21 protein-coding genes are annotated in these 25,745 nt (G+C 69.8%); 6 read left to right on the top strand and 15 right to left on the bottom strand.

Annotation, left to right across the window (positions count from 1 at the left end; all coding sequences use genetic code 11):
- Positions 1 to 51 precede the first annotated feature (51 nt).
- Positions 52 to 489 (top strand): SRPBCC family protein, encoded by a 438-nt coding sequence (locus Pth03_RS25145; protein ID WP_203946844.1) that lies wholly within the window; start codon positions 52 to 54, stop codon positions 487 to 489.
- Positions 490 to 510: 21 nt separating this feature from the next.
- On the opposite strand, the gene Pth03_RS25140 is transcribed toward Pth03_RS25145, so the two are convergent.
- Positions 511 to 1,257 (bottom strand): TenA family protein, encoded by a 747-nt coding sequence (locus Pth03_RS25140; RefSeq protein WP_239119342.1) that lies wholly within the window; start codon positions 1,255 to 1,257, stop codon positions 511 to 513.
- A 153-nt stretch (positions 1,258 to 1,410) separates the two neighbouring features.
- Here Pth03_RS25140 and Pth03_RS25135 point away from each other — a divergent pair, with 153 nt between their 5' ends.
- A complete protein-coding gene (locus Pth03_RS25135; protein WP_203946842.1) occupies positions 1,411 to 2,196 on the top strand; it encodes a hypothetical protein in 786 nt (261 codons plus the stop codon).
- 98 nt (positions 2,197 to 2,294) lie between these two features.
- Here the strand turns inward: Pth03_RS25135 and Pth03_RS25130 are convergent, their stop codons facing one another.
- The 9 genes from Pth03_RS25130 to Pth03_RS25090 all read right to left on the bottom strand — a co-directional run bounded on the left by Pth03_RS25130 (position 2,295) and on the right by Pth03_RS25090 (position 15,734).
- Complete coding sequence (locus Pth03_RS25130) at positions 2,295 to 3,059, bottom strand: phosphate ABC transporter ATP-binding protein (protein ID WP_239119352.1); 765 nt, start codon at positions 3,057 to 3,059, stop codon at positions 2,295 to 2,297.
- A gap of 153 nt (positions 3,060 to 3,212) precedes the next feature.
- A complete protein-coding gene (locus tag Pth03_RS25125; protein ID WP_203946841.1) occupies positions 3,213 to 4,136 on the bottom strand; it encodes a sortase in 924 nt (307 codons plus the stop codon).
- A gap of 87 nt (positions 4,137 to 4,223) precedes the next feature.
- A complete protein-coding gene (locus Pth03_RS25120) occupies positions 4,224 to 6,215 on the bottom strand; it encodes an Ig-like domain repeat protein (RefSeq protein ID WP_203946840.1) in 1,992 nt (663 codons plus the stop codon).
- Between the two features lie 128 nt (positions 6,216 to 6,343).
- Complete coding sequence (locus Pth03_RS25115) at positions 6,344 to 9,022, bottom strand: hypothetical protein (RefSeq protein ID WP_203946839.1); 2,679 nt, start codon at positions 9,020 to 9,022, stop codon at positions 6,344 to 6,346.
- Positions 9,023 to 9,033: 11 nt separating this feature from the next.
- The gene (locus tag Pth03_RS25110) at positions 9,034 to 10,698 is read right to left on the bottom strand and encodes a phosphate ABC transporter substrate-binding protein PstS (protein ID WP_203946838.1); all 1,665 of its coding nucleotides are present in this window, start codon (positions 10,696 to 10,698) and stop codon (positions 9,034 to 9,036) included.
- Positions 10,698 to 11,978 (bottom strand): phosphate ABC transporter permease PstA, encoded by a 1,281-nt coding sequence (gene pstA / locus Pth03_RS25105; protein WP_203946837.1) that lies wholly within the window; start codon positions 11,976 to 11,978, stop codon positions 10,698 to 10,700. The genes Pth03_RS25110 and pstA overlap by 1 nt, the downstream gene beginning before the upstream one ends.
- Before the next feature lies 1 nt (position 11,979).
- On the bottom strand, positions 11,980 to 13,011 hold the full coding sequence (gene pstC / locus Pth03_RS25100; RefSeq protein WP_203946836.1) for a phosphate ABC transporter permease subunit PstC: 1,032 nt from the start codon (positions 13,009 to 13,011) through the stop codon (positions 11,980 to 11,982).
- Positions 13,012 to 13,509: 498 nt separating this feature from the next.
- Complete coding sequence (locus Pth03_RS25095; protein ID WP_203946835.1) at positions 13,510 to 14,439, bottom strand: NADP-dependent oxidoreductase; 930 nt, start codon at positions 14,437 to 14,439, stop codon at positions 13,510 to 13,512.
- Between the two features lie 104 nt (positions 14,440 to 14,543).
- A complete protein-coding gene (locus Pth03_RS25090; RefSeq protein ID WP_203946834.1) occupies positions 14,544 to 15,734 on the bottom strand; it encodes a serpin family protein in 1,191 nt (396 codons plus the stop codon).
- Between the two features lie 361 nt (positions 15,735 to 16,095).
- Here Pth03_RS25090 and Pth03_RS25085 point away from each other — a divergent pair, with 361 nt between their 5' ends.
- Both Pth03_RS25085 and Pth03_RS25080 read left to right on the top strand, forming a co-directional pair.
- Positions 16,096 to 16,740 carry an SRPBCC family protein gene (locus Pth03_RS25085; RefSeq protein WP_203946833.1) on the top strand — a complete coding sequence of 215 codons (645 nt, stop codon included), beginning with the start codon at positions 16,096 to 16,098 and terminating at the stop codon, positions 16,738 to 16,740.
- A gap of 2 nt (positions 16,741 to 16,742) precedes the next feature.
- Positions 16,743 to 17,192, top strand: coding sequence for a hypothetical protein (locus Pth03_RS25080; RefSeq protein WP_203946832.1), 450 nt, complete (start codon positions 16,743 to 16,745; stop codon positions 17,190 to 17,192).
- On the opposite strand, the gene Pth03_RS25075 is transcribed toward Pth03_RS25080, so the two are convergent.
- Both Pth03_RS25075 and Pth03_RS25070 read right to left on the bottom strand, forming a co-directional pair.
- Complete coding sequence (locus tag Pth03_RS25075) at positions 17,182 to 17,766, bottom strand: dihydrofolate reductase family protein (protein WP_203946831.1); 585 nt, start codon at positions 17,764 to 17,766, stop codon at positions 17,182 to 17,184. The genes Pth03_RS25080 and Pth03_RS25075 overlap by 11 nt on opposite strands.
- Before the next feature lie 165 nt (positions 17,767 to 17,931).
- Positions 17,932 to 18,156 (bottom strand): hypothetical protein, encoded by a 225-nt coding sequence (locus Pth03_RS25070; RefSeq protein ID WP_203946830.1) that lies wholly within the window; start codon positions 18,154 to 18,156, stop codon positions 17,932 to 17,934.
- Between the two features lie 179 nt (positions 18,157 to 18,335).
- On the opposite strand from Pth03_RS25070, the gene Pth03_RS25065 reads away from it, so the two are divergent.
- Positions 18,336 to 19,688, top strand: a complete 1,353-nt coding sequence (locus Pth03_RS25065) for a helix-turn-helix domain-containing protein (protein ID WP_203946829.1) — start codon at positions 18,336 to 18,338, stop codon at positions 19,686 to 19,688.
- On the opposite strand, the gene Pth03_RS25060 is transcribed toward Pth03_RS25065, so the two are convergent.
- Positions 19,689 to 20,339 (bottom strand): HAD family hydrolase, encoded by a 651-nt coding sequence (locus Pth03_RS25060; RefSeq protein WP_203946828.1) that lies wholly within the window; start codon positions 20,337 to 20,339, stop codon positions 19,689 to 19,691. It lies immediately after the preceding gene.
- Between the two features lie 314 nt (positions 20,340 to 20,653).
- Here Pth03_RS25060 and Pth03_RS25055 point away from each other — a divergent pair, with 314 nt between their 5' ends.
- Positions 20,654 to 23,827 carry an ATP-binding protein gene (locus tag Pth03_RS25055; protein WP_239119341.1) on the top strand — a complete coding sequence of 1,058 codons (3,174 nt, stop codon included), beginning with the start codon at positions 20,654 to 20,656 and terminating at the stop codon, positions 23,825 to 23,827.
- Positions 23,828 to 23,864: 37 nt separating this feature from the next.
- Here the strand turns inward: Pth03_RS25055 and Pth03_RS25050 are convergent, their stop codons facing one another.
- Positions 23,865 to 24,707: an ABC transporter permease gene (locus tag Pth03_RS25050; RefSeq protein ID WP_203946826.1), complete on the bottom strand. Its 843-nt coding sequence runs from the start codon at positions 24,705 to 24,707 to the stop codon at positions 23,865 to 23,867.
- Complete coding sequence (locus tag Pth03_RS25045; protein WP_203946825.1) at positions 24,704 to 25,726, bottom strand: ATP-binding cassette domain-containing protein; 1,023 nt, start codon at positions 25,724 to 25,726, stop codon at positions 24,704 to 24,706. The genes Pth03_RS25050 and Pth03_RS25045 overlap by 4 nt, the downstream gene beginning before the upstream one ends.
- Between the last annotated feature and the right edge of the window lie 19 nt (positions 25,727 to 25,745).

Genomic DNA, 25,745 nt, shown 5'->3' with positions numbered 1-25,745 from the left:
GGCCGGATCACGGTCGCATCCGGACAGGCCGGACGGCACGAAGAGAGGGATATGACACATCTCGCGGTGAGCGTGGAGGCCGAGGCGAGCCCGGAGCGGGTCTTCGCCGTGCTGACCGACTGGCCGCGTCACCGCGAGTGGATGTTCCTCACCGACGCCCGCGTGAACACCGGGGACGGCCACAGCGCGGGCAGTTCCCTGAGCGCCTTCACCGGTGTCGGGCCCGTCGGCTTCCTGGACACCATGGAGATCACCGGCTGGGATCCGCCCCACGAGGTCCGCGTCCGGCACACCGGCCGGCTCGTGCGCGGCACCGGGCTGTTCCGCGTGCTGCCGCGGCTCGGCGGCGGCAGCACGATCGTGTGGGAGGAGGATCTCGATCTGCCGTTCGGCCTCGTGGGACGGCTCGGCTGCCGCCTGGCCGGTCCGGCCGGCGCGCTCGTCCTGCGGCGGTCGCTGCACCGCCTCGCCGAGCTGAGCGCCGCCTGAAGGCGGTGTAGGGCCCGGCTATCAGCCCTCGGCCATGTCGAAGAAGCCGCGCTCCAGCCGTACGGCCTCGCGGAAGATCGTGAGCACCCGGCGCTGCGCGGCCTCGCCGAGCGCCGGCCCGACCCGGTCGAGCTCCGCCCGCAGGAAACCGACCCACGCCTCGAACTCCGGCCCGCTGTGCAGCTCCACCCACTCGCGGTGGAGGAATCCCTCAGGAGGAGAGACCGTACGGCTCGCCCAGCCGAGGTAGACCCACTCCGCCACGCACAGCACGGCGAGGACCAGCGAATAGTCCTGGCTCGATCGCGCCTCGTCCATCAGCGAGCGGAAACTCACGGTCACGGGCTCGAGTTCGGGGGAGGTCATGTCGGCGGCGTCGACGCCGAGCGCCTCCAGCGCACGGTGGAAGTAGCCGCGTTCGGTGTCGGTGACGGTCTGCCCCAGGAACCTGCCGAAGGGCACCCGGGCCTCGAACCGGTCGGCGGCGGCGACGGCCGCGCCAAGCAACGCCGTGAAGGTGTCGACGAACTGGAAGTCCTGGATGAGGTAGCGTCGCATGTCGGCGGTTCCGCCGCTGATGGCCGCCGCGAACGGGTGGGTGACGGCGGCGGTCCAGTCCGGTTCGGCGGCCGAGCGAAGCCACTCGCTGAAGACGGGATCGGCCGCCGTGGACCGCCACACCGCGAAGGCGGGCCAGGCCGCCTGGCCGTCTTCCGCTCGCCGGGGCGTGCCGCCTGCCGTACCTTGTGCGCCGTCCTGGAACTCCACGAAGCCGATCATAGCCTCCGGCCGACCGCCCAGAAGTTCCAGCAATCAGCAGTTCACGGCGCATTTGCGGTAATTTATGACGGTTTTGACACGTTTGTGTCACAGACAACGAACACCGGCGAACCAATCGGACATACCTACCGTCCAATGCGCATGGTTACAAATCTCCACCGTGTCCTCTCCCGTCATCCCGAGGGCCGCGCGGCTCGCCGCCACGCCGTCGCGGGTGCGGTTTCCGGCCTGCTCGCCATAGGCCTGTTGTCCGCTTGCCAGACCGCCGACACGTCGGCTACCTCCACCGCCTCGGTCGCCGCGTCGGCGAGCGCTCCTTCCCCGGCGGCGACCGGTCTGGCGGCGCTTTCGAGCAAGGAGGCTTTCGAGCAGGCCCTCAAGGCGTCGGGGTCGGCGAAGTCGCTTCATCTTCGCGGGGCTGTCAAGGAAAGCGACGGCACCTACAAGGTCGACATCAAGATGGTCCCGGGCAAGGGCGGGGCCGGATACATCACGATCAACGGCCAGCGGCTCGATCTGACGGTGATCGGCAAGACCGCCTACATGAAGGGCGACAAGGCCTTCTGGACATCCGCGGCAGGCAAGGACGCCGCAAGCCTGCTGGTCGGCAAGTACATCAAGATGACGTCGACGCAGTCCGACTTCAAAGACCTCATCTCGATGTTCGAACTCGACGGACTCCTTGGCGAGGTGGCTCCGTCCGATGGAGCCACCACCCTTGCGGAGGTCGACGGCACTCCGGCGGTCGCCATCAAGGCCGAAGACGGCAGCACGGTATACGTGGCGGCCGAGGGCGACCCGTACATCCTGCGCGTCGGCGGCCCCGACGGCGGCTCCCAGAACATGGACTTCCTCGACTACGGCAAGGCCGTCACCCTGAAGGCTCCACCGGCCGGGGATGTGATCGACATCGGCAAGCTCGGCTGACCTGCGGCAGAAGGGCCTGCCTCCCCGGAGCACGGGGAGGCAGGCCCTTCCATTTTCGGCGGCGGCACGATCGTGCGGGAGGCTGCCCGCTCCCCGCGTCAGCCGAACCGGCCCGCCACGTAGTCGGCGGTTCGCTCGTCCTGCGGGCTGCCGAACACGGCCTCGGTCGGACCGTGCTCGACGATGCCGCCAGGGGCGCCCTGCTCGGCCAGGAAGAAGGCGCACTGCTGGGAGACCCGGGCCGCCTGCTGCATGTTGTGCGTGACGATCACGACGGTGACCTCGCTGGCCAGTTCGTGAATGGTCTCCTCCACCCGCCGGGTGGAGGTGGGGTCGAGGGCGGAGCAGGGCTCGTCCATCAGCAGGACGCGCGGGCGTACGGCCAGGGCCCGGGCGATGCACAGCCGCTGCTGCTGGCCGCCGGACAGCGCTCCGCCGGGCTGGCGGAGGCGGCTGCTGACCTCTTTCCAGAGCCCGGCGCGAGTGAGGCTCTCCTCCACGAGGTCGTCCTTGGTGCGGCGGGGGGTGCGCACGCCGGTGAGCCGCAACCCGGCGACGACGTTGTCGTAGATGCTCATCGCCGGGAACGGGTTGGGCTTCTGGAAGACCATGCCGATCTGCCGGCGGGCGTCGGTGAGGCGGCGGCCCGCGCCGTAGATGTCCTCGCCGTCCAGCAGCACCTCGCCCGCCAGCGCGGCGGCGGGGATCAGCTCGTGCATCCGGTTGAGGGTGCGCAGGAAGGTCGACTTGCCGCAACCGGAGGGGCCGATCAGCGCGGTCACCCGCCCGGCGGGCATGGCGAGCGTGACCCGGTCGAGCACCTGGTGACCGCCGAACCACGCGGACACGTCGCGGGCGTCCAGGGCGGCCGGCGGGAGTGCGCCCGGCCCACCGGCGACGGCGGGCTGCTTGAGAGTGTCCTCAAGCGGCTCTATGGCCGCGAGAGCGGCGGTCTCGGTCGCGGCAGGGGCGATGTCGGTCACGGCGGGCACCTCGATGTGGAACGGAGAAGGTTGTTACAGCAGGTTGGGCAGGAGTCGGATGACCTGGCCGCCGACCTCGACGGCGACCAGGACGAGCGCGGGAGTGAAGACGACCCAGGTGTGCAGGCGGCCCCACCGCTTCCACGCCCACACGGCGGCGATCGAGACGACCGCGAGCGCCTGGAGCCACATGACCAGTTGCCACAGCTCGCTGGTGTCGCCCGCCATCGGCTGCTCGGCGTCGGGAAGTGAGCCGGACCGGATGGTGGGGTTCGGGGTCGCCGCGGTGGCCGACACCAGGTCCGCGTCGACCCGCAGGATGCCCTCCGGCATGTACGGGGCGCCGGTCGCGGTGACCAGGATCAGGCGGCTCTTGCCCGTTGCGGGCGGAGCGGGGGCCGGGTCTCCGGCGCGGCGGACGTCCAGGACACGGAATTGCGACGTGCCCTGTCCGGTGGTGACGCTGAAGGTGTCGCCTGCGGTGAGCTCGTCGAGCCTGCCGAACGGACCGCCGTAGGCGGCGGCGCGGCCCATCAGCACGCTGGTGCCCTCCTGCCCCGGCAGCGGGGTGTCGCGGCGGTGGCCGGGGCCGTCGGCCATGACGGAGGAGTCGGTGCCCTCCAGCACCACCATCTGGTGCGCCTGGAGGGAGGGGATGTCGATCAGCGCCACAGGGGTTCCGGGGGCGAGCAGCTTGCCGTCCTGGGTCTGTCCGACGGGGGCGACGCCCTCGGCGAGGGAGGCGCGAAACGCGTCGAAGGCCGACTGCTGGGCCGCGCGTTCCTGCAGGCCGCTGAGGAGCAGGACCTGGAGGCTCAGGCCGAGCAGAAGTGCGGCGAGGGTGAGCAGCGCGCCGCGTGCGATCTGGCTGCCGACGGGCATCCGCGGTGCGGGCGGGGGCGTGGACGCGGCGGCCGGGGCCGATGCGCGGGGCGGGGTCTGTGCGGCGACCGTCACGGCGGCCGGCCTCCTTTGGCGCGTGCTCGGGGATGATGCCGGGGAGGCACGAGGCCTCCCCGGCGGTGGTGCGTCGGGAAGTGGTGCTCAGCTCGCGGTGATGGCGAAGCTCTTGCCGGCCTTGGCGTTGGTGGTCGAGGTGCCGACGTACGTCGCGTGCAGCACGTGCCTGCCCTTCTTGAGGAGGGGCAGCGTGACGACGACCTTGCCGCTCTTCAGCGTGCCGGTGGCGATGACCTTCGTGCCCTCGTAGATCCGCACCGAGCCGGTGGGAACGAAGCCGGAGGCCTTGACGGCGACGGTGACCTTGGCGTGGGACCTGGTCGAGACCTTGGTCGGCGCCGAGGAGGTGACGGTCGGGGTGGCCTTGGTGACGACCTTCTTGACCGTGACGCTGGCGGGGTTGAGCGCGCTGTCACCGGAGTAGGCGACGCTGAAGGTGTGCGTGCCGACGCTGAGGCTGCTCTTCACCGCGACCGACGCCTTGCCGTTGACCAGCGTGGCGGTGCCGATGGTGGTCGAGCCCTCCTTGACCGTCACCTTGCCGGTGGGGACCACCGAGTTGGTGTCGGTCACGGTGATGCTCACGTGCCCGGTCTGGCCGTACGCGGTCGTGGCGGCGCTGGCGGTCACCTTGCTGACGCCCCTGGCGACGGCGCCGACGCTCGAGCCGCCAAGGTTGTTCGCGAACACGCTGGCGTTGTACTTGCCGGCGGCGAGGCCGGTGAAGGTGAAGGAGGAAGTGGCGGCCGTGACGTCCTTCTCGGCCACGAAGGCGCCCGTGGAACCGGTCAGCACCACGCGGTAGTCGGTGACCGGAAGGCCGGGGTTGACCGTCGGAGCGGTCCAGGAGACCTTGACGCTGCCGGTGGCGGGGGTGATGGTGGCCTGCGGGGCGCCGGGCGCCGCGTTGGAGGAGCCGTCCTCCAGGCCGCCGAGCTTGGCGTGGTTGCTCGGGTCGATCGAGCCGTTGTACGGCTCGTTCAGGAAGCCGAAGGCCGCGATGGTGTTCTGGCTGTCGGCGGAGGCCGTGGCCGCCTTGTGGGCGCCCTCGGTGACGAAGATGTCGTACAGCGAGTCGTCGTAGAAGACGCTGCTGGGGTCGATCGCCCGGCTCGGGACGACGTTGTAGACGTCGCGGCCGAACGTGGGGTCGTTGTAGAAGACGGGGTTGGCGGCAAGCTTGCCGGCCTCGGTGGTGAACGGAGCGGTGAAGGTCGTGGCGCTGTCCGACGTCTTGATGCTGGCCAGGGTGACGCCCTTGTCGGCCCCCGCGCTGCTGTTGTCGGGGGAGACGCCGTTGCGCTGGGCGATCCAGCTACCGACCGAGAACGGCACCAGAACGTTGTCGGCGTCGATGAAAGCGGGGTCCTTGGCCTGGTTCTCCTGAACCGTGGGGATGCCCGTCGCGATGGTGCTCTCCGTGAGGCCGATCGCGTTCAGGAAGAACGAACGGGTGCCCGAGCCGCTCTGCGGCAGGAACGGGTGCACCGCGGTGCCGTCGACCGTCGGCGTGGTGCTGGAGTAGATGTCGTGCAGCTGCTGACGGCTCAGGTTCTGCAGCGCGGAACCCTTGACCGCGACACCGACCGCGTCGCGGGCGAGCGGAACGTAGGTGAGGGTGGTACCCGAGACCGACGGAGCACCGGAGGACCGGGCGAAGTCCACCTGGCCGGGGATCGTGACGCCGACGCCGTCAGGCCCGAGGAAGGCGGTGCCGGTGAGGGAGGAGCTCAGAGCCTTGCGGCCGTTGCCGGAACCGTTGGGACGGGCGAAGACCTTGCCCCTGACCCGGGTCTGGATCTTCGACGTGGTGGAGAGCGTGCCGGGCTCCACCGCGTCGTAGGAGGCGACGTGGTCGCCGTTGCCGGTCACCGCGGGGTAGGCCTTGCCGTTGACGGAGTCGCCCGCGAGGGCGTTCATCACGTCCTGGATGGTGTCGGAGCCCACGCCGACGAACGTGCGGAAGTTGCCGGCGGGCGGGTCGGCGTAGGCCGCACCCGTGAAGGTGAGGCTGCCGGCCGTCGCGACCGCTGCGAGGGACGCGGTGGCCGCGGCCAGGTAGCGCTTGCTGCGCATGTGGGTTCTCCTGATCAGGGAACGGGGGTGGATCGTGCGCGCGGTTGCCCGGGGGCGTCCGCGGTCTGGCAGGTTGGTACCTACCGCCCGCCCCGACTGCCTCTCGGGGCGGGCGGGCTTGTGGCTGCTCAGCCGGGTGGCGTGCGGTCTGCCTTGCCTCGGCGAGGCAGACGCGGCCGCCGGAGGCCGGCCGGCAGGGTGAACCGGGGCAGGGCGGTGACCGACCGTCCCCCCGGCAGGTTGAGCGGCAGCCGTATCGGCAGGCGCCTGAGGCCGCCCGTGAACGGTGCGCCGAGCGCGGCCAGCAGCCCGAGCGCAGCCCCCACCGGTACGGCGTAGCGCAGGTCGGTGCTCGGGTCCGCGGGAGTGGTGCCGGTCAGCGTCAGGGCGACCGCCGTGCCGCCGCCGAAGGTGACGCTCGCGCTCGGACTGGGGGTGCTGCTCGGGCTGATGCTCGGCAGCGCCGCAGCGTCGGGCGTCTGGGACGGAGTGCTGCCGGAGCCCTCATCGGAGCCGCCGCCGCTGGAGGACGGCGGGGCCGTCTTCCAGTCGACCAGCGTGGTGGCGGCGTCCCGAGCCTGGGCACGCAGGGTTTCGGACAGCGGGGCATAACCGATCGGCAGCTGACCGGGGTTGGAACCGCTGATCTGTCCGGTGTTGGCGGCGTACCGCAGCAACTTGGCGTAGTCGTTGCGGGCGGCGGCCGGGAGCTTGGCGGGCCGGGCCGCGGCGTACACCACCTCGGTCAGCGGGTAGGCGCTCTTGGCCTTCTTGGTGTCCGGGCTGACCGTGCGAACGCCGCCGGTGCCGCTCGCGGTCGCCGCCGCCGCGGTCAAGGCCGCCGCTGTCGGAGCGGCGAACGTGCCGGAGGCGTTGCGCAGTTTCGCGGTCTGCAGGCCGAACCGTGAGGCGGAGGCGGCGTCGGTGACGGTCAGCATGAACCGCTGGCCGACCAGTTGCGGGCCGGTGGACTTCCAGCCGGGAGGGTTGCCGAGCGGGTCCCAGCTGGCCTTCCACAGGGTGTCGCCTCGACGGCTGGACAGAGCCCCGGCGTGCATGTCGTCCACGTATGGGTGGAAGTCGGTCATGCACTGCTTCTCAGTGGCCCCGCTGCCCGACGGGACGGTGCACCAGGGGTCGCTCTTCGGGTAGTCGTCGCGGAGCGGATCGAAGCTGAGGCCGAGCGGATTGATGTCCGCGTTGGTGCTGTAGTACGGGTTGACCTGCATGCCCCACTCGTCAGGGGAACCCGCCAGGAACTTCCGGGCGTCCTTGTCCGACTCGATCCATGTCCACAACTGGTGGGCGCTGTCGGAGTGCCCGAGGGCGGTGATCAGGTCGGTGTCGGTGCTGGGGTTCTCGGTGACGGTGAGATCGGCGAACTCCGGGTTGTACTTGACGAACTCGGGGTCGGTGATCAGACCGGCCGGGTTGCGGAGCGCCCATTCGTAACCCTTGGCGGCGGTGAGCACGCCGGTGCCGCCGGTGAACTTCGTCACCACCGCGCCCCATGGAGAGTTGCGATACGACTCGGTGAGCAGCTTGGCGACCAGTCTCGGCGTGAGGTTGATCGACTGGACCTTGGTTCCCGCCAGCTGCTTGATCGAGTCAGGCGCTGTGGTTTTCGGGTTGCGCTCGATGTTGAATCCGATGACGACACCCGAGACCGCGACCGGTGCGTAGGTGGTCTTGTCGCTCGGTGCGAAGGTGCCCTCGTCCGAGCCGAGCGCGCGCGTGGTGAAGGTCAGCCCGCTCTCGCCGTCTGAGATGAGCCGCTGACGGGCGTCGGGCTCGCCGAGCTCCGTGTAGCCGTAGACGGTGCCGCTCGAGCACAGCGACGCCTGCCAGCTGGACATGGCGTCGGACACGAGTTCGCTGCCGATGGTCTCGCGCTCGGCCGAGCCGAGGGCGCAGTTGATGCCGATCGGGTTGAAGCCGAGCTTGACCGCGATGCGGTTCTTCCAGTTCGTGGAGGAGACCGGGGAGCCCGCGTTGACCTGGGTGGGGTCGGCGTACGGCTGGCCGTCCAGGTCGAGGTGCCCCTGCGGCACGATGACCAGCCAGCAGGAGCGCGGGGTGGTGACGCCGTTCCTGGTGACGGGCGCCCCGCAGCCGAGGTGCGGCGCCTCGTTCGAGGTCTGCACCTCGAAGTACTCGTTGCCCGTCCCGTCCGCGCTGGTCCGGCCGAAGTCGATCTCGTTGGTGGTGTTGTAGTTGAACAGCGGGTTGTTCTGGGTGCTGCTGGTGATGAGGGTGCCGTCCACGGACTTGAACGGGACCTCGCCCTGGCCGCCGCGAGCGCCGTTGCCGTACGTGTCGTCCTGGCCGTAGTGGGCGGGACCGGGACTGTAGGTGACGACCCGGGTGTCGTCGCGGCCGTTCCCGGGCCAGGCGGTCCGGTTGGTGGTCGGCGAGGCACCGTACTGGCACTGGGTCCGCGACGGGCCGGGGTTGCCCGGGACCGTTCCGTCGTCGTCGCCCCAGCACTGCATGATCTGGACGAAGTCGGTGTTGAAGGAGCTGCCGGCGAACGTGGTCGGGGTGCCGCCGGTCCAGGTCACCTGGACGGCCTGGTTGGTGAGGTTCTTCGTCTGGCTGACGGTGAACTTCATGCCGGCGAACTCACCGCGGCCGGACACGGTGACGGCGGAGCCGGTGGACGGCGAGGCGCCGCCCGCGGCCAGGGCCGGCACGGCAGCCTGGGCGGCGGCGCCGAGCACGGCGCCTATCGCGGCCCCTGCGACCAGGCGCAGAACCACCGCGCGCAGCCGGCCTAACCGGCCGGCCCTGAGGTGACGAGTGGTCATCGTAGGTGTCCTCACGAGTTCTTCCGGGAGCCGAGCACCCGGGCGACGACGGCGGGAAGCAGGACCAGCGCCAGCAGGCTCAGCACGATGAGCAGCGTCAGGGTCTCGGTGCTGCTCCAGCCGCTCTCGGCGGCGACGGTGACGGGTTCCGCCAGAACGACCGTTCCGTCGCCGGTGGTCGTGCCGCCGGCCGAGGTGCCCGTACCGCCGCCAGGCGTCTGGCCGGTGGCGGGATCGACCGCGGCACCGCTTGGGCTCGGGGTGCTGCCCGTCCCGCTGCCGGACGTGCCGTTCGTCCCGCCGCCTGTGTTGCCCGAGTTGCCCGACGAACCCGTGCCGCCCCCGCCGCCCGAGCCGGTCGCGCCGCCGCTGCCGGTGTTGCAGGCGGTGACGCCCTTCTTGTCGCAGGCACTCGGGTACGGAGCGGTCTTCGCGAGCCGGTTGCTGCCGTCGGAGTTGAATGTGGGGTTGTTGCAGCCCTTGATGTTGATGCTCTGGGCCTGCACGCCGGGGATGCGCCGGATCTGGTCGAAACCGGCTTGCACCAGGTTGATCGGCAGGGGCGAGTAACCGAGATCGGGCGCCTTCTGCTGCCCCTGGCACATGAAGTAGTACGAGAACGCGCCGAGGGTCTTGCCCTTGGCGACGGTGAAGATGCCCTGCACCTTCAGCGGAAGGATCATGTACGAGTAGCTGGACAGCGGGTAGTTGCGCGGATCGGTGTCCGTGTAGACCCTCGAGAGGTCCTGCGTGAGGTAGTCGGCGGAGTTCTTGTTGGTGTTGATCCTCGCCTGGAGCAGCGAGACGGCCACGTTCTTGGGGGTCGGCTCGGTGTAGTACCCGGCGTTGTTGAGCACCTTGGCGACCGGGAAGTGCGCGTTGAGCGCGTAGGAGTAGTTGACGTACCCGATCGCGCCCTCGCCGTAGCCCTGCGCGATGTATCCGGCCACCCCGAGGTCGCCGGACTGGGCGATCATGCCGGGGACGGTCGGGTAATACGACGTCTCACCGCAGGCGCCGGCGCGGTGGACCTTCTGGCAGTAGGCCTGCCACAGCGTCTTGTGCTGGGTGGACATCCACAGGCTGAACTGGGCGCTGGAGCCCGAGCCGTCCGACCGCACCACCGGCACGATGGCGCGGTGCGGCAGCTTCAGGCCGGGGTTGTCGGCGGCGATGGCGGCGTCGTCCCAGAAGGTGACGGCCCTGGTGAAGATCTTCGTGACCACGTCCCCGGACAGCCGCAGGTTGGTGACCTTCTTGCCGCCGATGGTCAGGTGGTACATGAACGCCGTGCCGCCGGCCACGATCGGCATGTAGGCATAACTGCCGGACGCCGGATTCTCGGGGGCGGAGCCGTCGGTCGGGTGGCTCTGGAACGGAATGTCGGAGACCGCGAAGTCGGCGGTCCCGCTGAGGAACTGGTGGCGGCCGTCGGAGGAGCCGTTGGGGGCGTAGCTGATGCGCATGCCGTACTGGTTGACGTCCTTGCGCCACTGCTCCACGGCGTTGGCCGCCCAGGAGGAGCCGGCGCCGGCGATCGGGGTGTAGCCGGGCGCGGCCGACGCCGTCGTGGCGCCGGGCCCGATCAGCACCGAGGCGAGGACGGCGAGCAGCGCGGTGAGCAGGCCCACGGTGCGGGCCGCGGGATGGGCCGTGGGATGGGCGTGGCGGAGCATCAGAGGTTCTCTCCGGTACGAGGATCGGTGTCCGCGCTCGCAGACGCCTCGTGGGGCTGCAGGAACAGGACGGGGTGGCGGCGTTGCTCGAATCGCTGCGCGTCGCGCTGGGAGACGCGGGCCGCGCGGCGTGCCTGGCGCTTGGACTGCTGGCCGGGCCCGCGGCCGCCCAGGACACGGGCGATCACGAAGAGCACCAGGACCAGCGCCATCAGGACCACGGCCGTGCCGAAGGCACGGGCGATCATGGTGGGTTCGGGGGACTTGACGAAGGTGAACACGGCCAATGGCAGCGACACCATCGGCCCGTGCAGGGGGTCGGCGTTCAGCGCCGCGGTGTATCCCGCGGTCAGCAGCACCGGAGAGGTCTCCCCGATGCCGCGCGCGGTGCCGAGGATGACGGCGGTGGCCAGTCCGGAGCGGGCGGTGGGCAGCACCACGTGCCAGACGGTGCGCCAGCGCGGGGCGCCGAGGGCCTCGGCCGCCTCGGTGAGGTTCGCCGGGACCAGGCGCAGCACCACGTCGGCGGCGCGGATCACGATCGGCAGCATCATCACGGTGATCGCGAAGCCGGCCGCGAGGCCGGACTTCTCCTGGCCGAGGATGAGGATCCACGTGGCGTAGATCATCAGGCCGGCCACGATCGACGGCAGCGCCGTCATCGCCTCCACGATCGTCCGCACGAACCGGGAGAAGCGGCCCCGGATTTGGTTGAGGTACACCGCGCAGGCCAGGCCCAGCGGCACGGTGATGACCAGAGCGATCGTGATCATGATCAACGTGCCCAGGATCGCGTGCGTGATGCCGCCGAGGGTCAGCGGGTCCAGCGGGCCGGCGGCCTGCATGTCCTGGGTGAAGAAGTTGAGATGGGGCAGCGCATCACGGCCGCGCCACACGGTGAAGCCGATCACCAGGACGAGCGCGATGAACAGCACCGCCGCCGCCGACCACAACACCACCGTCATCACCCGGTCGCGGACCGCTGGGCCGTCGTGGTCCAGACCGACCAGCACCGCGTAGATCACGAGAGAGACGGCGTACGCCGTGACCACGAAACCGACGGTCCCGGACAGGGGCGCGATCTTGCCGAACAGCAGCAGGGCGATGCTCAGCCCCGACGCCGCGGCGCCGCACAGCGCCAGCACGTCGGAGCGGGTGGTGCCGCCGACCCGCCGCGGCTGCGGAGGCACCTCGGCGGGCTCCCTGGACGGAAGGACGGTGGCGGGCGCGGGCACAGGATCGGCCGCGGAGGCCTTGGGCGCTTCTTCGGTGACGGTCATCTCATGCCTCGCTCTGCGCGCCGGACCTGGAACGTGCCACGATCGACGACGCGGTGAAGTTGACCACCAGGGTGAGCACGAACAACGCCAGTCCCGCCGCCATCAGCGCCGACATGCCGAAGTCGGAGGAGTCTCCGTAGTGCAGCGCGATCAGCGAGGACACCGAGTTGGTTCCGGTCTGCAGGATGTGCGGCTGGATCACGAACACCGGGGAGATGATCAGGTAGACCGCGATGGTCTCACCCAGGGCTCGGCCGAGACCCAGCATCGTGCCGCCGATGATCCCGCCGCGGCCGTACGGGAGCACCACCGCGCGGATCATGCCCCAGCGGGTCGCGCCGAGCGCGTACGCGCCCTCCCTTTCGCCCGCCGGCGCCTGTGAGAAGACCTCCCGCATCACCGAGCACTGGATCGGCGTGACCATCAGCGCGACCACGAGCCCGGCGATGAAGGTGGAGGCGGTGTAGACGCTGGCGGAGTCAAGAGGCTGGCCGGCCCCGGCGCCGTCCACCTTCAGGAAGGGGATCCACCCGAACCAGGTCGACAACCAGCGCGACAGGTTGACCATGTACTGCTGGAGGAAGAACAGCCCCCACAACCCGTACACCACGGAGGGGACCGCGGCCATCAGGTCCACCATCGAGATCAGGGTCCGGCGCAGCCGGCGTGGCGCGACCTCCGAGATGAACAGGGCGGTTCCGAGGGCGAGCGGCAGCGAGAAGACGACGGCCACCAGGGCGATCAGCACGGTCCCGGTGAGGACGGCGGCGATCCCGAACAGATGCACGTCCGGCTGCCAGTCGGCCGTGGTGAGGAAGGAGAAGCCGCTCACCTTCAGCGCCTGGGTGGCTCTCAGCAGCAGGAACACTCCCACCGCTGCCATGATCGCCAGTACCGCGACCCCGGAGGCGGTCAACTGGTACCGGAAGATGCGGTCGCCCCATCCGCGCGCGGCATCGATCCGACGCGCAGCGCGGTCCGGCCGTCGCCGGCCCCTCCAGGGCCTGCCGGGCACCGCGTCTGCGGAACTCATGCGTGCTCTCTCCCCACAGTGTCAAGCGCGAGCAGTAGTCATGCCTCGCCGAGGGAAGTGAACTGGTAATGGATGTCCTGATATGTGTGACTAGATAGCCATTTGGTGAACAGCAGATGGGCGATTGGCTCCAGCGACGGGAATGCCGTTCCATCCGCACTGTGTTCGTTTCTGCAGGTCAACCCGCCTTGTCGGAAAACGGGCTCACGAGTGACCGCTGCCACATGTGCACCGGCGAGATATCCGGCCGGTCAGGGGCGGTTCACAGGGAATATGACGCGCTTCTGACGCAAATCTTAAGAAAAGAGAATCAACGCGAAAATGCCCGTCGTAGAAGCCCATGCGGACAAATACGTGGCGGAGGGGAGCGCGCCGTACACCCTGTGTGTCTCCCCAGAGCCCACGCGCTCGGGCGACCTCACGCCGAAGGCGCCGCCGGGCCGACCGAAGCGGAAGGGCCCACCTCCCCGGGCACGGGAAGACGGGCCCTGCGAACTCTCACACGGTGATGACGATCTTGCCGAGCGAGTGCCCGCGCTCGGCTGCCTCGTGGGCGGCGGCGGCCTCGGCGAGGGGGAAGCGCCTGCTCACGATGATCTTTAGCTTTCCCTCCTCGAAAAGTCTGACCAGCCCCTCCAGGCCGACCTGGTCGGGTTCGACGAGGAAACCGGTCGCGCGCACGCCGTCCTTCTCCGCGGCGACGAGCACGTCGGCGGCTGCGCTGGACGGGATCTCGATGAGGAGCCCGCCCGGCTTCAGCACCCCCAGCGACCGGAGGCCGGTCTCACCGCCCATCAGGTCGAGGACGACGTCGACGTCGCTCACGACCTGCTCGAACCGGGTCGTGTGGTAGTCGATGAGCTCGTCGGCGCCGAGGGCGGTGAGCGTCTCGTGGTTGGCCGGGCTGGCCGTGCCGATCACGTAGGCGCCGTGCGCCTTGGCGATCTGGACGGCGAGGTGCCCGACACCGCCCGCCGCCGCGTGGATGAGGACCCGCTGCCCCTCACTCACCCCGGCGGTGTCGACGAGCGCCTGCCAGGCCGTAAGGCCTGCGAGCGGGAGCGCGGCAGCCTCGGCGACGCTCATGGCGGCCGGCTTGCGGACGAAATGGCGGGACGGCGCGGTCACGTATTCGGCGTAGGTCGCCGCCTCGCGCGGGAACCACGGCATGCCCAGCACCTCGTCGCCCACGTTGAAACGCGTGACGCCGCCGCCGATCTCGTCGACGACGCCGGCAACGTCCCAGCCGACCGTGAACGGCGGTGTGCGCAGCGGGCCGCGCCCCGACCGTGTCTTGAAATCGACCGGGTTGACGCTGGTCGCCTGCACCCGCACGCGGATCTCGGTCGGGATCGGTTCCGGGCGGGGCACGTCCTCGTAGCGGAGGACCTCCGGCCCACCGAACTCGTGCTGACGAATCGCTTTCATGGTCGCCATGACAAGCCCCTTCCTACCGTCGCGCTGAGATCTTTCCGACCCTAGCGCGCCCGCTTTCGACCACCCGGAACCCCCGGCCGTGCCTCATGGCCTTTTCAGGCCGACGCGGCCGGGTTCGCCACGTGGCCGATGAACAACGGCGTCGACGTGGGCCGGTGCATGATCGCGAACGCGAAGGGATGGTCGGCGCGGACCTCGGTGTCCGGGCCGAGACGACCGGATACGGCGAACGCCAGCCCGGTGACCGCGGCGGCCTCGGTCCCCCACTCGTCCACAGTGATGTTCGCGCGGTGGACCGCCTGGCTGATGAAAAGGTTGTCGGCGATGCCGGAGAAGTCGGCGCCGTCGAAGACCGCGTTCAGCCCCAGCTTCTTCAGCGGCTCCTCCAGGCCGAGGTCGGTGCCGAAGTTCCAGCGGGGCAGGTGAAGGCTGACGCTGGTCGTCCGCAAACCGGCTGCCACCTGGCGCAGGGTGTCCGGCTTGAGCAGTCCGTCAGGGGACGCGCCTCGCTCGGGCACGAGCACCCACATGGCCAGGTCGCTCTTGGCGTACGGCAACTCGACGGCCTGCCAGCCCGAGCCGGAGGCGTGCCGCAGGTCGGTCGTCTGACGCATCAGCCTCGTTCGCACCGTGGATCCGTCGGCCCTGGTGAACGCGGCGTTCTCCTCGGCGGGGTCGACGAACGCGTGCTCCCAGTCCGCCTTGAGGTAGACGGCGTTGGCGATGACCAGCAGGGTCGCCGGGTCCAGCTGCTCGAACAGCTTCTTGATGCGTCCCGCGGTCTGCTCGTCGACCCACGCGTTGATGGCGTCGGCGGCATCCTTGCCGAAGTCAACGGTGCGCACGCCGGCGCCGTACTGCGACGCGAGCGTGCGCAGGAAGTCCTGCTTGACGGGCATGCCCTGCTGCGCGAACAGCCCATTGGCGATCCCGACCACGGGCGCGCTCGGCTCGCTGCTCTGTGCGTCCCTCACGGCCGTGCGGTCAGGCGCCGGGGGCGGACCGTCGATCGTGCCGATCTGCCTGATCAGCGCGTTGAACGCGGCGTGCGGTCCCGAGGCGGGGAAACCGAACACCTTGTCCAGCTCCGACGCGGTGGCGCCGGCAGCTCCCGCCCTGGCCATGCCGAACGCGTACGCGATGCTCAGCGGCGAGATCACCGTGTTGACCGTCGCCTGCGCCGTCTTCTCGTACAGTGCGTAGCCGAAAGCGGTCACTCCCCGTGCGACCTCGGCGACGGGAGCGTTCTTCGGAACCTCGCGGCTCACTCCTTCGACCGTGAGCACCCGTGAATCACCTCCGGTACCGCAGGCCGCCGCGGCGGCCGCGAGCAGGGAAATCGCCAAGAACCGCCGCCGCGGCATTCGGCCAGACGCATCGATAGGCATAACCCTCTGACGTACCGGCCTGAAGGCAGGTTCACGGCAGTGGAATCCTGTCGCCTCGGGATTGTTTCCCGGCTGCCATCGAGCAGGCAAGACACGATATGAGATGAAATTTCACGACAAGCTAGTACGGCTCCGCCGTACGCAAATGGGGCATTTGCCCGTTTCATCTCATACTCATTCACATAGATCATCTTTTCTGGCCTGATCAGGTGCTATATAAGGGCATCTGCTCCCGTTCGCCGTGGCGTGATGAGGTCCCGTGAAAAGGCTTTTCCGGCTTGCCGCGATCCACTTGTTCACCGTCGTCGTCGTGCTCACCACGTTCGCCGATCCCGTGCACGCCGAGACGCCCGAGACCGACGCCCAACTCGCCGCCGAATGGCAGGCCGCATGGGACTTCTACAAGTTCTACGAATGTGCGACCGCACCCCTTCCCGTGACGGGCCGCAAGCAGGTCTCGCGCGACATCTCCATCGACATCGACGCGCCGATCGAGCACGTCTTCGAGGTCTATTCGAACGTGAACAACCACGTCGGCCTGCATTCGTTCCTGAAGCGGATGGTCACCCACAAGGACTGGACCGAGGCGGGCACGCACTACATCGACTTCACGGCGATCGAGGAGATCCCGGTCGCGGGCGTCCCCGTGACGAGCAAGACCCACGCGCAGCAGCGCATCCACCCTGACGGGTTCTCCTACGAGACCGACTCGTGGTCCCTGCCCAACGTCGTGACCCACCAGACGATCGTCTTCCAGGACCTCGGGGACACGACCCGGGTGACCGAGCACCTCACCTTCGAGGCGAGCGTGCTGCTCATCGACTTCACGGTGACGAACGGCGTCTCCTCCCACCAGGAGACGCAGGAGGGCCTCAAGCAGGCGATCGAGAGCGGAGTGTTCTGAGCGTGAATCGCACGACGGCCACGGCCGTGTTCGGTGCCGCGGGCCTGGTGGCCGCCGGTCTGGTGGCCCTGCCGGTGGCCGTCTCCGTCGTGGAACTGATCGACCCCGGCTGTGAAGCGAGAACCGCCCGCGATCTGAGGGCGTTGCGGGACGTCGTCAGATCGGGGCCGGTTCGACCGACCCACGTCACGGACCATTCCGACTGCGACTCCGGAGGCGACCCCTGGCTGGGGTTCGAAACCCCCGATGGCACGTCGGCCAAGACGATCGTTACCCAGTACGTCTCCGCGGGCTGGAAGAGATACCCAGCCGTTCCCGCCGCGTTGGGCGCAGTCGACGGGGAGACCGCGGTCGCCGTCACCAAGGCGGCAGGCGACCGGCAGATGCTCCTGATCCTCTACACCCAGCAGTCCTCGGGCCGGGTCACCGGCGAGATGGCGTTCACCTCATAACCGGGCCCGCCGGCCGTACGGCTACCGGCCGGTGGCACATGAGGACGTTGCCGGACCGGAAGGTCCTGGTCTTCTGCAATTCCAGGCCGGCCCGCTCCCCCAGGGTCTCCAAGAACGACCGCCCGCCGCCGAGAACAACCGGGTTCACCATGGTCCGCACCTCGTCGAGCAGCCCCTCCTTCAGGAGACTCGCCGCGAGCACGGAGCTGCCGAAGATCGCGATGTCCCTGCCCGGCTCCCGCTTGAGCCGTGCGATCGCGTCGGCGACGCCATCCGTGATGAGCCGTGAGTTCGACCAGTCGGCCGACCTGAGGGTCGTGGAGACGACGATCTTGGCGATGCCGTTCATCTTCTCCGAGATGACCGGGTGGACCTCCTTCGCCATGGGGGTCGGCCACCACGACGCCATCCCCTCATAGGTGACCCGGCCGAACAGGAGCGTGTCGACCTCGTCGAGTTGTTCGATCGAGAACTGGTTGAACTCCTCGTCGAGGTTGTGCCAGTCGATCTCCCCGCCTGGCCCCGCGTAGTAGCCGTCGAGGCTCGTCATCATGAACACGAAGATGTTTCTCATCACCGGCTCCTCCCGATCGTCGTCCGTCCACCTTCCACCAGGAGAGTCGGAGCCGCCGGTCGTTTCTCTACATGCCGGTCAGGACAAAGCGGGAGCCGTACGGAAGAATCCCGGCGAGGCGCTCTTCATCGAGTCCCTCGCCGGGACACCGGCCGCGTGTCACGGCTACGAAGACGCCGAGCCCGAGGTGCTCTCGGCGGCGAGACGGGCCTGGGCGACCAGTTCGGCGGCCAGCGACTCGGCGTCGTCGGCGTCGACGGTCATGGCGAATCCCGAGCGAAGCGCCTCGAAATCGACCGGCCCTCTGCGGGTGGCCCACCACCGGCCCACATCCGATCTCCAGATGGTCCAGCCGGTGTGCGCCCGCGCGATGTCCTCCAGAGTGATCATGTGACAGTCATCTCCAGCGGCGTGATGGGGAGTGCACCAAGCAAACCCCCACGTGTGCACGGTAGGTATCAGCCAGAACACGTCCAGTGACAACCGGTAGTCACAACCCGTAGTCACCGGGGCCGTTGAGTCTCCATACTGTCGGGTGTCAGGGACGCTTGAGGCAGGTGATGCGAGAGATGCCCGCGAACCATCGCCATCCGCCCAACCGCCAGCTCTCCTGGGAGCGGCTGCAGCGCGGCTGGTCGTACGAGGAACTCGCCGAGCAGGTCCGCACGACCATGGATCGGTGCGGCGAGACGGACACCGGACTCACCGCGAACACGGTGCGGCGTTGGGAGACAGGCGAGCGCTGGCCTGACCCGCGATACCGCAAGCACCTGGTGACGCTGTTCGCCAGACCGGCGAGCGAGCTTGGGCTGCTCACCAGAGAGGAACTGGCCCTGCGGCCGGCCTCCGACATGGTGCACGAGATTCGGAGACTCCTGAGGATGGTTGCGGATCACATGGGGGACGAGGAGATCGGCAGGTCGACGTTCCTGCGGGGCCTGGTCGGCGTCGGGGTCCTCGGGACCTTACTGGGAGACGCGGACGAGCGGTTCACCGCAGAAGGCGACCTCCACCACGGGGTCGACCCCGAATCCGTGGCGGCCTTCGCGAACGTCGTCGACCAGCAGACCGCCCTGTATTGGACCTCTCCTGCCAACGACATCTTCCAGGCGTCGATCGCGCACACACGGCTCGGGCTGAGTCTTCTGCGTACGGCGCCGCCCGGCGACATGCGGCACACCCTGGCCGAGGCGGCCGCCCGCTCGGCGCTGCTGTCGGGCCGCGTGGCCTTCTTCGACCTCGGCAACCCGCCCGTCGCCGAGCGCCTCTTCCAGATGTCCCTGGCCGCGACCAAGGAGTGCGGCGACCACGCGCTCGCGGCCGCCGTCCTGGCGCACGCCTCCTTCGTGCCGGGGTTCGCCCGCGACCGTGCCGCAGCCGTCGGGCTGCTCGACGCGGCCTTCGCGCACGCCTGGCACGGAGTCGGCCCGCTCACGCGGGCATGGCTCCACTGCGTCGCCTCGGAGGTGGCCGCCCGTTGCGACGAGCCGAAGGAATGCATGCGGCACATCGACCGGGCCGACCGGGCGGTGGACGGGAGCGGAGACGACCCCGCCTGGCTGGACTTCTTCGAACACGCCCGGCTCGACGGCTTCGCCGGATACAGCGCGCTCACCGCGGGGCAGCACGCCGAGGCCGCGCGCCGGCTGCGGTCGGCTCTGGAACGGCTCGGGCCGACCGGGGCCAAGCAGCGCTCGGTCCTGCTCGCCGACCTCGCCGCCGCCCACGCCGCCGCCGACCAGGACCAGGCCGCCGTCTATCTCAGTGAGGCGGTCGACGCCTTGGAGAAGACGTGGTACGTCGTCGGCTACGACCGGGTGCAGACCGTACGGCAGGCCCTGCCGGCCTCCTCGGAGTTCGGCGCGATCGACGACCGCCTGGCCGAGCTCGACCGGACGCGACGCGAGGAACTCACGACCTGATCAGGCGTTGTGCTTGCGCACCAGCTCGGGCAGGTCCGTGAGCGAGTCGAGGTGGAACAGGCACCGCTCGGACGCGAGGGGGTCGTTGAGGATGTATCCCCACGGGCCCCTCCGAACCAGCGCGGTCTCCAAGCCGGCCCGCTGGGCCGGCCTGATGTCGTTGTCCAGCCGGTCGCCCACATAGAGCACCGCGGACGGGAGACAGCCCGACTCCGCCACCACTCGTTCGAAGAACGCCGCGCCGGGCTTCTCCACTCCCCAGCCGTCGGACGTGCCGATGACGTCCACGGGAAGGTCCAGCGACCGCAGGATGTCTTCGGCGCGCGCGGTCTGGTTTCCCGCCACCCCGACGCGCATCCCCATCTCGCGCAACTCGGCCAGGCACGGGCGCACGTCGGGGTAGAGGTTCTCCTCCCCGAAGCCTTCGGCCAGCCCGGCCCGCGCGCGCCGCTCCCGTTCCTCGGTCAGGTCGAACCCCGGGCGGAAACGCTGGAACGCCTCACGATAGTCACCGCCCCCGGCGATCACGGCGCCGAACACCGCGGAGAACGTGTGCCGCGGCACTCCGAGCCAGTCGGCCCACGTGCCGTACTCACGGGTCTCGTCGACCAGCGTCTCACCGACATCGAAGAAGACTGCCTCGATCTTCACTTACGCCTCCCACGCCGCCGAACGCGGTACAGACTAGGCCGTCCGGAGCGTGGAGCAGATCATGGAAACCGGCGCGTCGGGCTGGTCACCGGCACTCCGGGACGGCTCCCGCTCCTCGAAGGGCTCGCTCACGGCCGAGCACCTGCGGCGTAGCGGTTCATGCTCGACACATGAAATTAATCCATAAATATCGGCATATTCGGTCATTCTATTTCGTGGTCGTCGGAATCCGTTAGGACACACCGCGCGTTTCGCGTAACGGCTCCCGAACGCAACGCGGATTGTCGGGGGCGGCGGCTACCTTCATGACAACTATGCGAATCGACGACGTGACCCTCGGTTTGATCGGCAGGGACCACCCCGCCGCGATGGTGCGCGCCGAGATCGGCAGGGCGGCGCAGAGCCACGGCGGGCTGGTGCTCGTCACCGGCGAGGCGGGCATCGGCAAGACGGCGCTCGTCACCGGCGCGGCCCACGAGGCCAGGCGCCTCGGCGCGCTCGTCCTCGGCGGGTCGTGCTGGGATTCCGACAACGCGCCCGGCTACTGGCCGTGGGTGCAGGTGCTGCGCGGCGTGCGGCGCGTGGTCACGCCGCAGGAATGGGCGGCGGCACAGGGCGCCGCGGGCGGCGGCCTGGCGGCGCTGCTCGGCGAGTCGTCCGGCGGCGACGTGGCCGACGGCTTCCCGCTGTACGACGCGGTGACCAGCGCCCTCGTTTTCATCTCGCAGAGCCGTCCCGTGGTCGTGGTGCTCGACGACCTGCACTGGGCCGACGCCGCATCGCTGAAACTCCTCGAGTTCGCGGCACGTCACACCTGGTTCGAGCGGTTGCTGCTGATCGGCACCTACAGGGACGTCGAGGTGGATCACGCCGACCATCCGCTGCGGCCGCTCCTCCTGCCGCTGGCGGCGCGGGCGACGACGATCACGCTGACGGGGCTCGACCGTGACGGGGTCGGCGCGCTGATGGCCCGCACCGCGGGCCAGGAACCCTCCGCCGACCTGGTCGAGGAAGTGCACCTGCGCACCGGCGGCAACCCGTTCTTCGTCGAGCAGACGGCACGGTTGTGGCGAAGCGGCGGTTCGGTCGCCACCATCGCCCCCGGCGTGCGCGACACGCTGTTGCGGCGGCTGTCCCTTCTCCCCATGCCGGTCGTGGAGCTTCTCACGACGGCGGCCGTGCTCGGCCGGGAGTTCCATCTGCAACTGCTCGCCGCCACCGCCGCATCGCCCGTCGCGCACGCCGACCGGTTGCTCGGCCAAGCGGTGGCGGCCCGGCTCGTGGTGTCCAAGGGCGGAGCGGTGTTCGCCTTCGCGCACGACCTGGTGCGAGAAACGCTGCAGGAGTCCCTCGACGAGCACGAGCTGGCCCGGCGGCACGCCGCGGTGCTGCGGGCCGCCGAACGCTCCCCCGACCTCGCCGACCGGGCGCCGGCCGCCGACCTCGCGCGGCACGCCTACCTCGCCGGCGACCACGTCGAACCGGCGCGGGCGATCGAGCGGCTGCTCGCCGCCGCGCATGACGCGGTCAAACGCATGGCCACGGAGGAGGCGGCCGGGCACTATCGCCGCGCGCTCGACCTGGCAGCAGGCGGCGAGCCCCGCCGCCGGGTCATGATCGCACTCGATTTCGGCCGCGAGGTCTGCCACTGGGGTGACCGCGACGTCGGCACACGTGCCCTCGAAGAGGCCGCCGCGGCGGCGCGCGAATCCGGCGATCCCGAGCTGCTGGCCCGGGTGGCGCTGACCGTGCACGGAGCATGGGGAGACCAGCGCATCAGGCAGCTGGGCGCCGATCTGCTGATCGAGGCGTACGGCACGCTCATCGGTGCCGGGTCCCTCCCCGACGCGGGGGCGTCCCTCAGCCGCCTCGCGCAGGAGCTGGCCGTCCACCTTGCCGTGCTGGACCGCCGGGGCGATGACGACGAGGCGCTGGCCATGAGCCTGTGGGCCCGCCACAACACCATCTGGGGACCCGGCACCGCCCCCGAGCGGGTGGCGTTGACGGACGAGCTGCTGGATCTGGCGCGCCGCACGGCCGACGTGGAGATGGAAAGCGCCGCCGCCTCCCTCCGGTGGGTGGCGCTGCTGGAGCAGGGCGACCCCCGCTACCTCGACCAGTTTCACGAATACATCGCACTGAGCCGCCGAGACGACATGCCGCGCCTCGGCCTGGCCACCGCCGCCGACCTCAGCATCATCGCCGCCCTCATGGGCCGCTTCGACGAGGCCGAGGGGCACCTGCACGAGGTGGACGGCATCACCGGGCAGATCACGCACGATCCCTTCGCCTTCATGGTCGACCACCATCGCTGGGCGGTGCGGCTCCTGCAGGGCCGGTTCGACGACCTGGACGACCTGCACGGCGCGCTCCTCCAGAGCGGGCATCCCTGCCCGGGGCTGCTGAAGGCCATGACCGAGCTGCGCCGGGGCAACCTCGATCCGGCGCGGCGCTATCTGGCCGACGCAACCGCGCGGGGTGAGCCACGCAGCCGTTCAACCCAGTCCCTGTGGTTGCGGTTCCAGGCCATGGTCGCCGCCGCCACCCGCGACGCCGCCCTCTGCGACAAGGCTCGAGCCGATATCGAGCCTTATGCGGACGGCTGGGCGGTCGCCCTCCACGGGTGGGACGTCGGCGGACCGATGACGTTCTGGATCGCCCTGGTGGACGCCGCCCAGGAGCGATGGGACGCCGCCGTGAACGGGTTCGCCGCCGCGGCGTCGTCCGCCGACCTCCTCCAGGCGCGGCCCTGGTCGATCGAGGCCAGAGCGCAGCTCGCGGAGGTATTGCTCTCACGCGGCGAGCCGGAAGACGAGGAGAGGGCCGCACGCCTGCTCGACGACGTGGAGTCCGAGGCCGCCCAGCTCGGCATGCCGCACGTCGTCGACGGAGCGCGCCGGGCCCGTCTGCGCATCCGCACGCCCGGCGATGCCGGGGAGCTGGACAACACGTTCAGGCGGGACGGCGACGTCTGGTCGCTCGGGTTCGCCGGCCGTACGGTCCACCTGCCCGACGCCAAGGGGCTGCGAGACCTCCACCAGCTGCTGAGCCATCCCGGTGCGGACCTGCCCGCCGTACGGCTCCTCGACCCGGAGGCCGGTCCGCTCCTGGTCGCGGCCCGGCGGCTGGGCGCAGACCCGGTGCTCGACGAGGAGGCCAAGGCCGGCTACCGCAGCCGCCTGGACCGGCTCGACGAGGAGATCGACCGGGCGGCCCGGCTCGGCGACGACCGCAAAGCCGCCGAGCTCGACCGGGAGCGGGAGGCGCTGCTGGCGGAGCTGCGGTCGGCCGCCGGGCTGGGCGGGCGTGACCGGCGTCTCGGCGACGAAAGTGAGCGGGCGCGCAAGACGGTCTCGGCCCGGATCCGCGACGCCCTCCGCAGGCTCGACCGGGTCCACCCCGAGCTCGCCGCCCACCTCCGTGCGGCCGTCTCCACCGGGACGACCTGCCGCTACGAGCCCGGCCAGGAGATCAGCTGGCGGTGCTGACCTCCTGGCCTGGCCGGCGTCGGCAGTACAAGCGGCGTCACCGGCGGTTGTACAGCCGCATGGTGAGCGCGCCGAAGACGACGATCAGCACCGCTCCCGCGATCAGCACCCAGGCGATCTCACCGGCGTCGGTCGCACCGGCCATCAACGAGCGCACGGCGCTGACCAGGTGCGTGATCGGATTGATGCTGACGAAGGCCTGCAGCCAGCCCGGCATGGTCTCTGGATCGACGAAGACGTTGCTGAGGAAGGTGAGCGGGAAGAGCACGAGCATGCTGACCCCCATCACCGACTTCTCGCTGCGCAGCATGAGCCCGAACATGGTCCAGACCCAGGAGAACGCGAACGAGAAGACCACCAGCAGTCCCATGCCCGCGAGCACGCCGACGGCGCCGCCGCCCGGACGGAACCCCATGATCAGACCCACCACGAGGATGACCGTGGACGCCGTGGCATAGCGGAACACGTCGCCGAGCAGGTAGCCCACCATCGGTGCGGGCCGCCACATCGGCAGCGAGCGGAACCGGTCGAACACCCCTTTCTCGATGTCGGTGTTGACCGCCACGCCCGTGTACATGGTGATCATGACGACGCTGGTGACCATGATTCCGGGCAGCAGGAACTGCAGGTATTCACCCGTCGAGCCGGCGATCGCGCCGCCGAAGAGGTAGGTGAACATCAGCGTCATGATGATCGGGAACGCGGTGACGTCGAAGAGCTGCTCGGGCACGTGCTTGATCTTCAGCATCGCCCGCCAGCCGAACGTGATCGAGGCCGACCAGGCGCTCGGGCGGCGCGGACGTGACCCCGGCGCCAGCACCGCGCCGAGCGTCTCGGCCGCGGGGATGTACGAACCGGTCTCAGTGGTCGTGGTGCTCATGCCGCGGTCTCCTCTGACGTGGCGGGGTGGTCGGCGAGGCCGTCTTCACGGGGAGGTGCGCCGGTCAGCGCGAGGAAGACCTCGTCCAGGCTGGGCTGGCCGAGGGAGAAGTCGTCGACGACGATCCCGGACGCGGCCAGCTCGGACAGGGCCCGTGCCGCCTGCTCCGCCGCCTCGCGTTCGACGCCCTCCCCCGCAACGCGCACGGTCAGGGCGACCGGGTCGGCCTCCAGGTAGACCTGCGCGTCGAGCTCCTTGGCCAACACACGCTCGGCGTCGGGTCGTTGTCCGGGGTCGCGCAGCCGTACGTGCACCGTCCCCGCGCCGACCGACGACTTCAGCTCGCCCGGAGTGCCCTCGGCGATGACCTTGCCGTGGTCGACGACCGCGATGCGGCCGGCCAGCCGGTCGGCCTCGTCGAGGTATTGGGTGGTGAGCAGCACGGTCGTGCCGTGGGCGACCACGATCCGGATGATGTCCCAGACCTGGTTGCGGCTGCGCGGGTCGAGCCCGGTCGTGGGCTCGTCGAGGAAGAGGAGGTCGGGGGTGTTGAGGATGCTGGCCGCGATGTCCAGCCGCCTGCGCATGCCACCCGAGTAGTTCTTCACCTGGCGGTCGGCCGCGTCGGTCAGCCCGAACGCCTCCAGGAGTTGCCGCGCCCTGTCTCTGGCCCCCGGCTTCTTGTGGCCGAGAAGCCTGCCGATCAGGACGAGGTTCTCCATCCCCGTCATGTCCTCGTCCACCGAGGCGTACTGGCCGGTCAGGCTCACCCTGCTGCGCACCGCGTCGGCTTCGCGCAGGACGTCGTGGCCGAACACCCGGGCCTCGCCGCCGTCGGGGCGCAGCAAGGTGGCGAGGACCCGCACCGCCGTCGTCTTGCCCGCCCCGTTGGGGCCGAGCACGCCGTACACCGTCCCGGCGGGCACCGCGAGATCGAGCCCGTCGACGGCACGGTTCTTTCCGAACACCTTGACCAGCCCCGACGTCTCGATCGCCAGGCCGGTCCCTCGTTCACGCATGGATCTGTCCTCTCGCATT

Origin of the sequence: Planotetraspora thailandica, assembly GCF_016863335.1 — a bacterium.
Classification (GTDB): Bacteria; Actinomycetota; Actinomycetes; order Streptosporangiales; family Streptosporangiaceae; genus Planotetraspora; species Planotetraspora thailandica.
This window is presented reverse-complemented; position numbering and strand designations above follow the sequence as displayed.

Coding starts and splice junctions, on each gene's coding strand:
- Pth03_RS25145 (WP_203946844.1), top strand. CDS start 52: ATGACACATCTCGCGGTGAGCGTGGAGGCCGAGGCGAGCCCGGAGCGG.
- Pth03_RS25135 (WP_203946842.1), top strand. CDS start 1,411: ATGGTTACAAATCTCCACCGTGTCCTCTCCCGTCATCCCGAGGGCCGC.
- Pth03_RS25120 (WP_203946840.1), bottom strand. CDS start 6,215: ATGCGCAGCAAGCGCTACCTGGCCGCGGCCACCGCGTCCCTCGCAGCG.
- Pth03_RS25115 (WP_203946839.1), bottom strand. CDS start 9,022: ATGACCACTCGTCACCTCAGGGCCGGCCGGTTAGGCCGGCTGCGCGCG.
- Pth03_RS25110 (WP_203946838.1), bottom strand. CDS start 10,698: ATGCTCCGCCACGCCCATCCCACGGCCCATCCCGCGGCCCGCACCGTG.
- pstA (WP_203946837.1), bottom strand. CDS start 11,978: ATGACCGTCACCGAAGAAGCGCCCAAGGCCTCCGCGGCCGATCCTGTG.
- pstC (WP_203946836.1), bottom strand. CDS start 13,011: ATGAGTTCCGCAGACGCGGTGCCCGGCAGGCCCTGGAGGGGCCGGCGA.
- Pth03_RS25095 (WP_203946835.1), bottom strand. CDS start 14,439: ATGAAAGCGATTCGTCAGCACGAGTTCGGTGGGCCGGAGGTCCTCCGC.
- Pth03_RS25075 (WP_203946831.1), bottom strand. CDS start 17,766: ATGAGAAACATCTTCGTGTTCATGATGACGAGCCTCGACGGCTACTAC.
- Pth03_RS25070 (WP_203946830.1), bottom strand. CDS start 18,156: ATGATCACTCTGGAGGACATCGCGCGGGCGCACACCGGCTGGACCATC.
- Pth03_RS25065 (WP_203946829.1), top strand. CDS start 18,336: ATGCCCGCGAACCATCGCCATCCGCCCAACCGCCAGCTCTCCTGGGAG.
- Pth03_RS25055 (WP_239119341.1), top strand. CDS start 20,654: ATGCGAATCGACGACGTGACCCTCGGTTTGATCGGCAGGGACCACCCC.
- Pth03_RS25050 (WP_203946826.1), bottom strand. CDS start 24,707: ATGAGCACCACGACCACTGAGACCGGTTCGTACATCCCCGCGGCCGAG.
- Pth03_RS25045 (WP_203946825.1), bottom strand. CDS start 25,726: ATGCGTGAACGAGGGACCGGCCTGGCGATCGAGACGTCGGGGCTGGTC.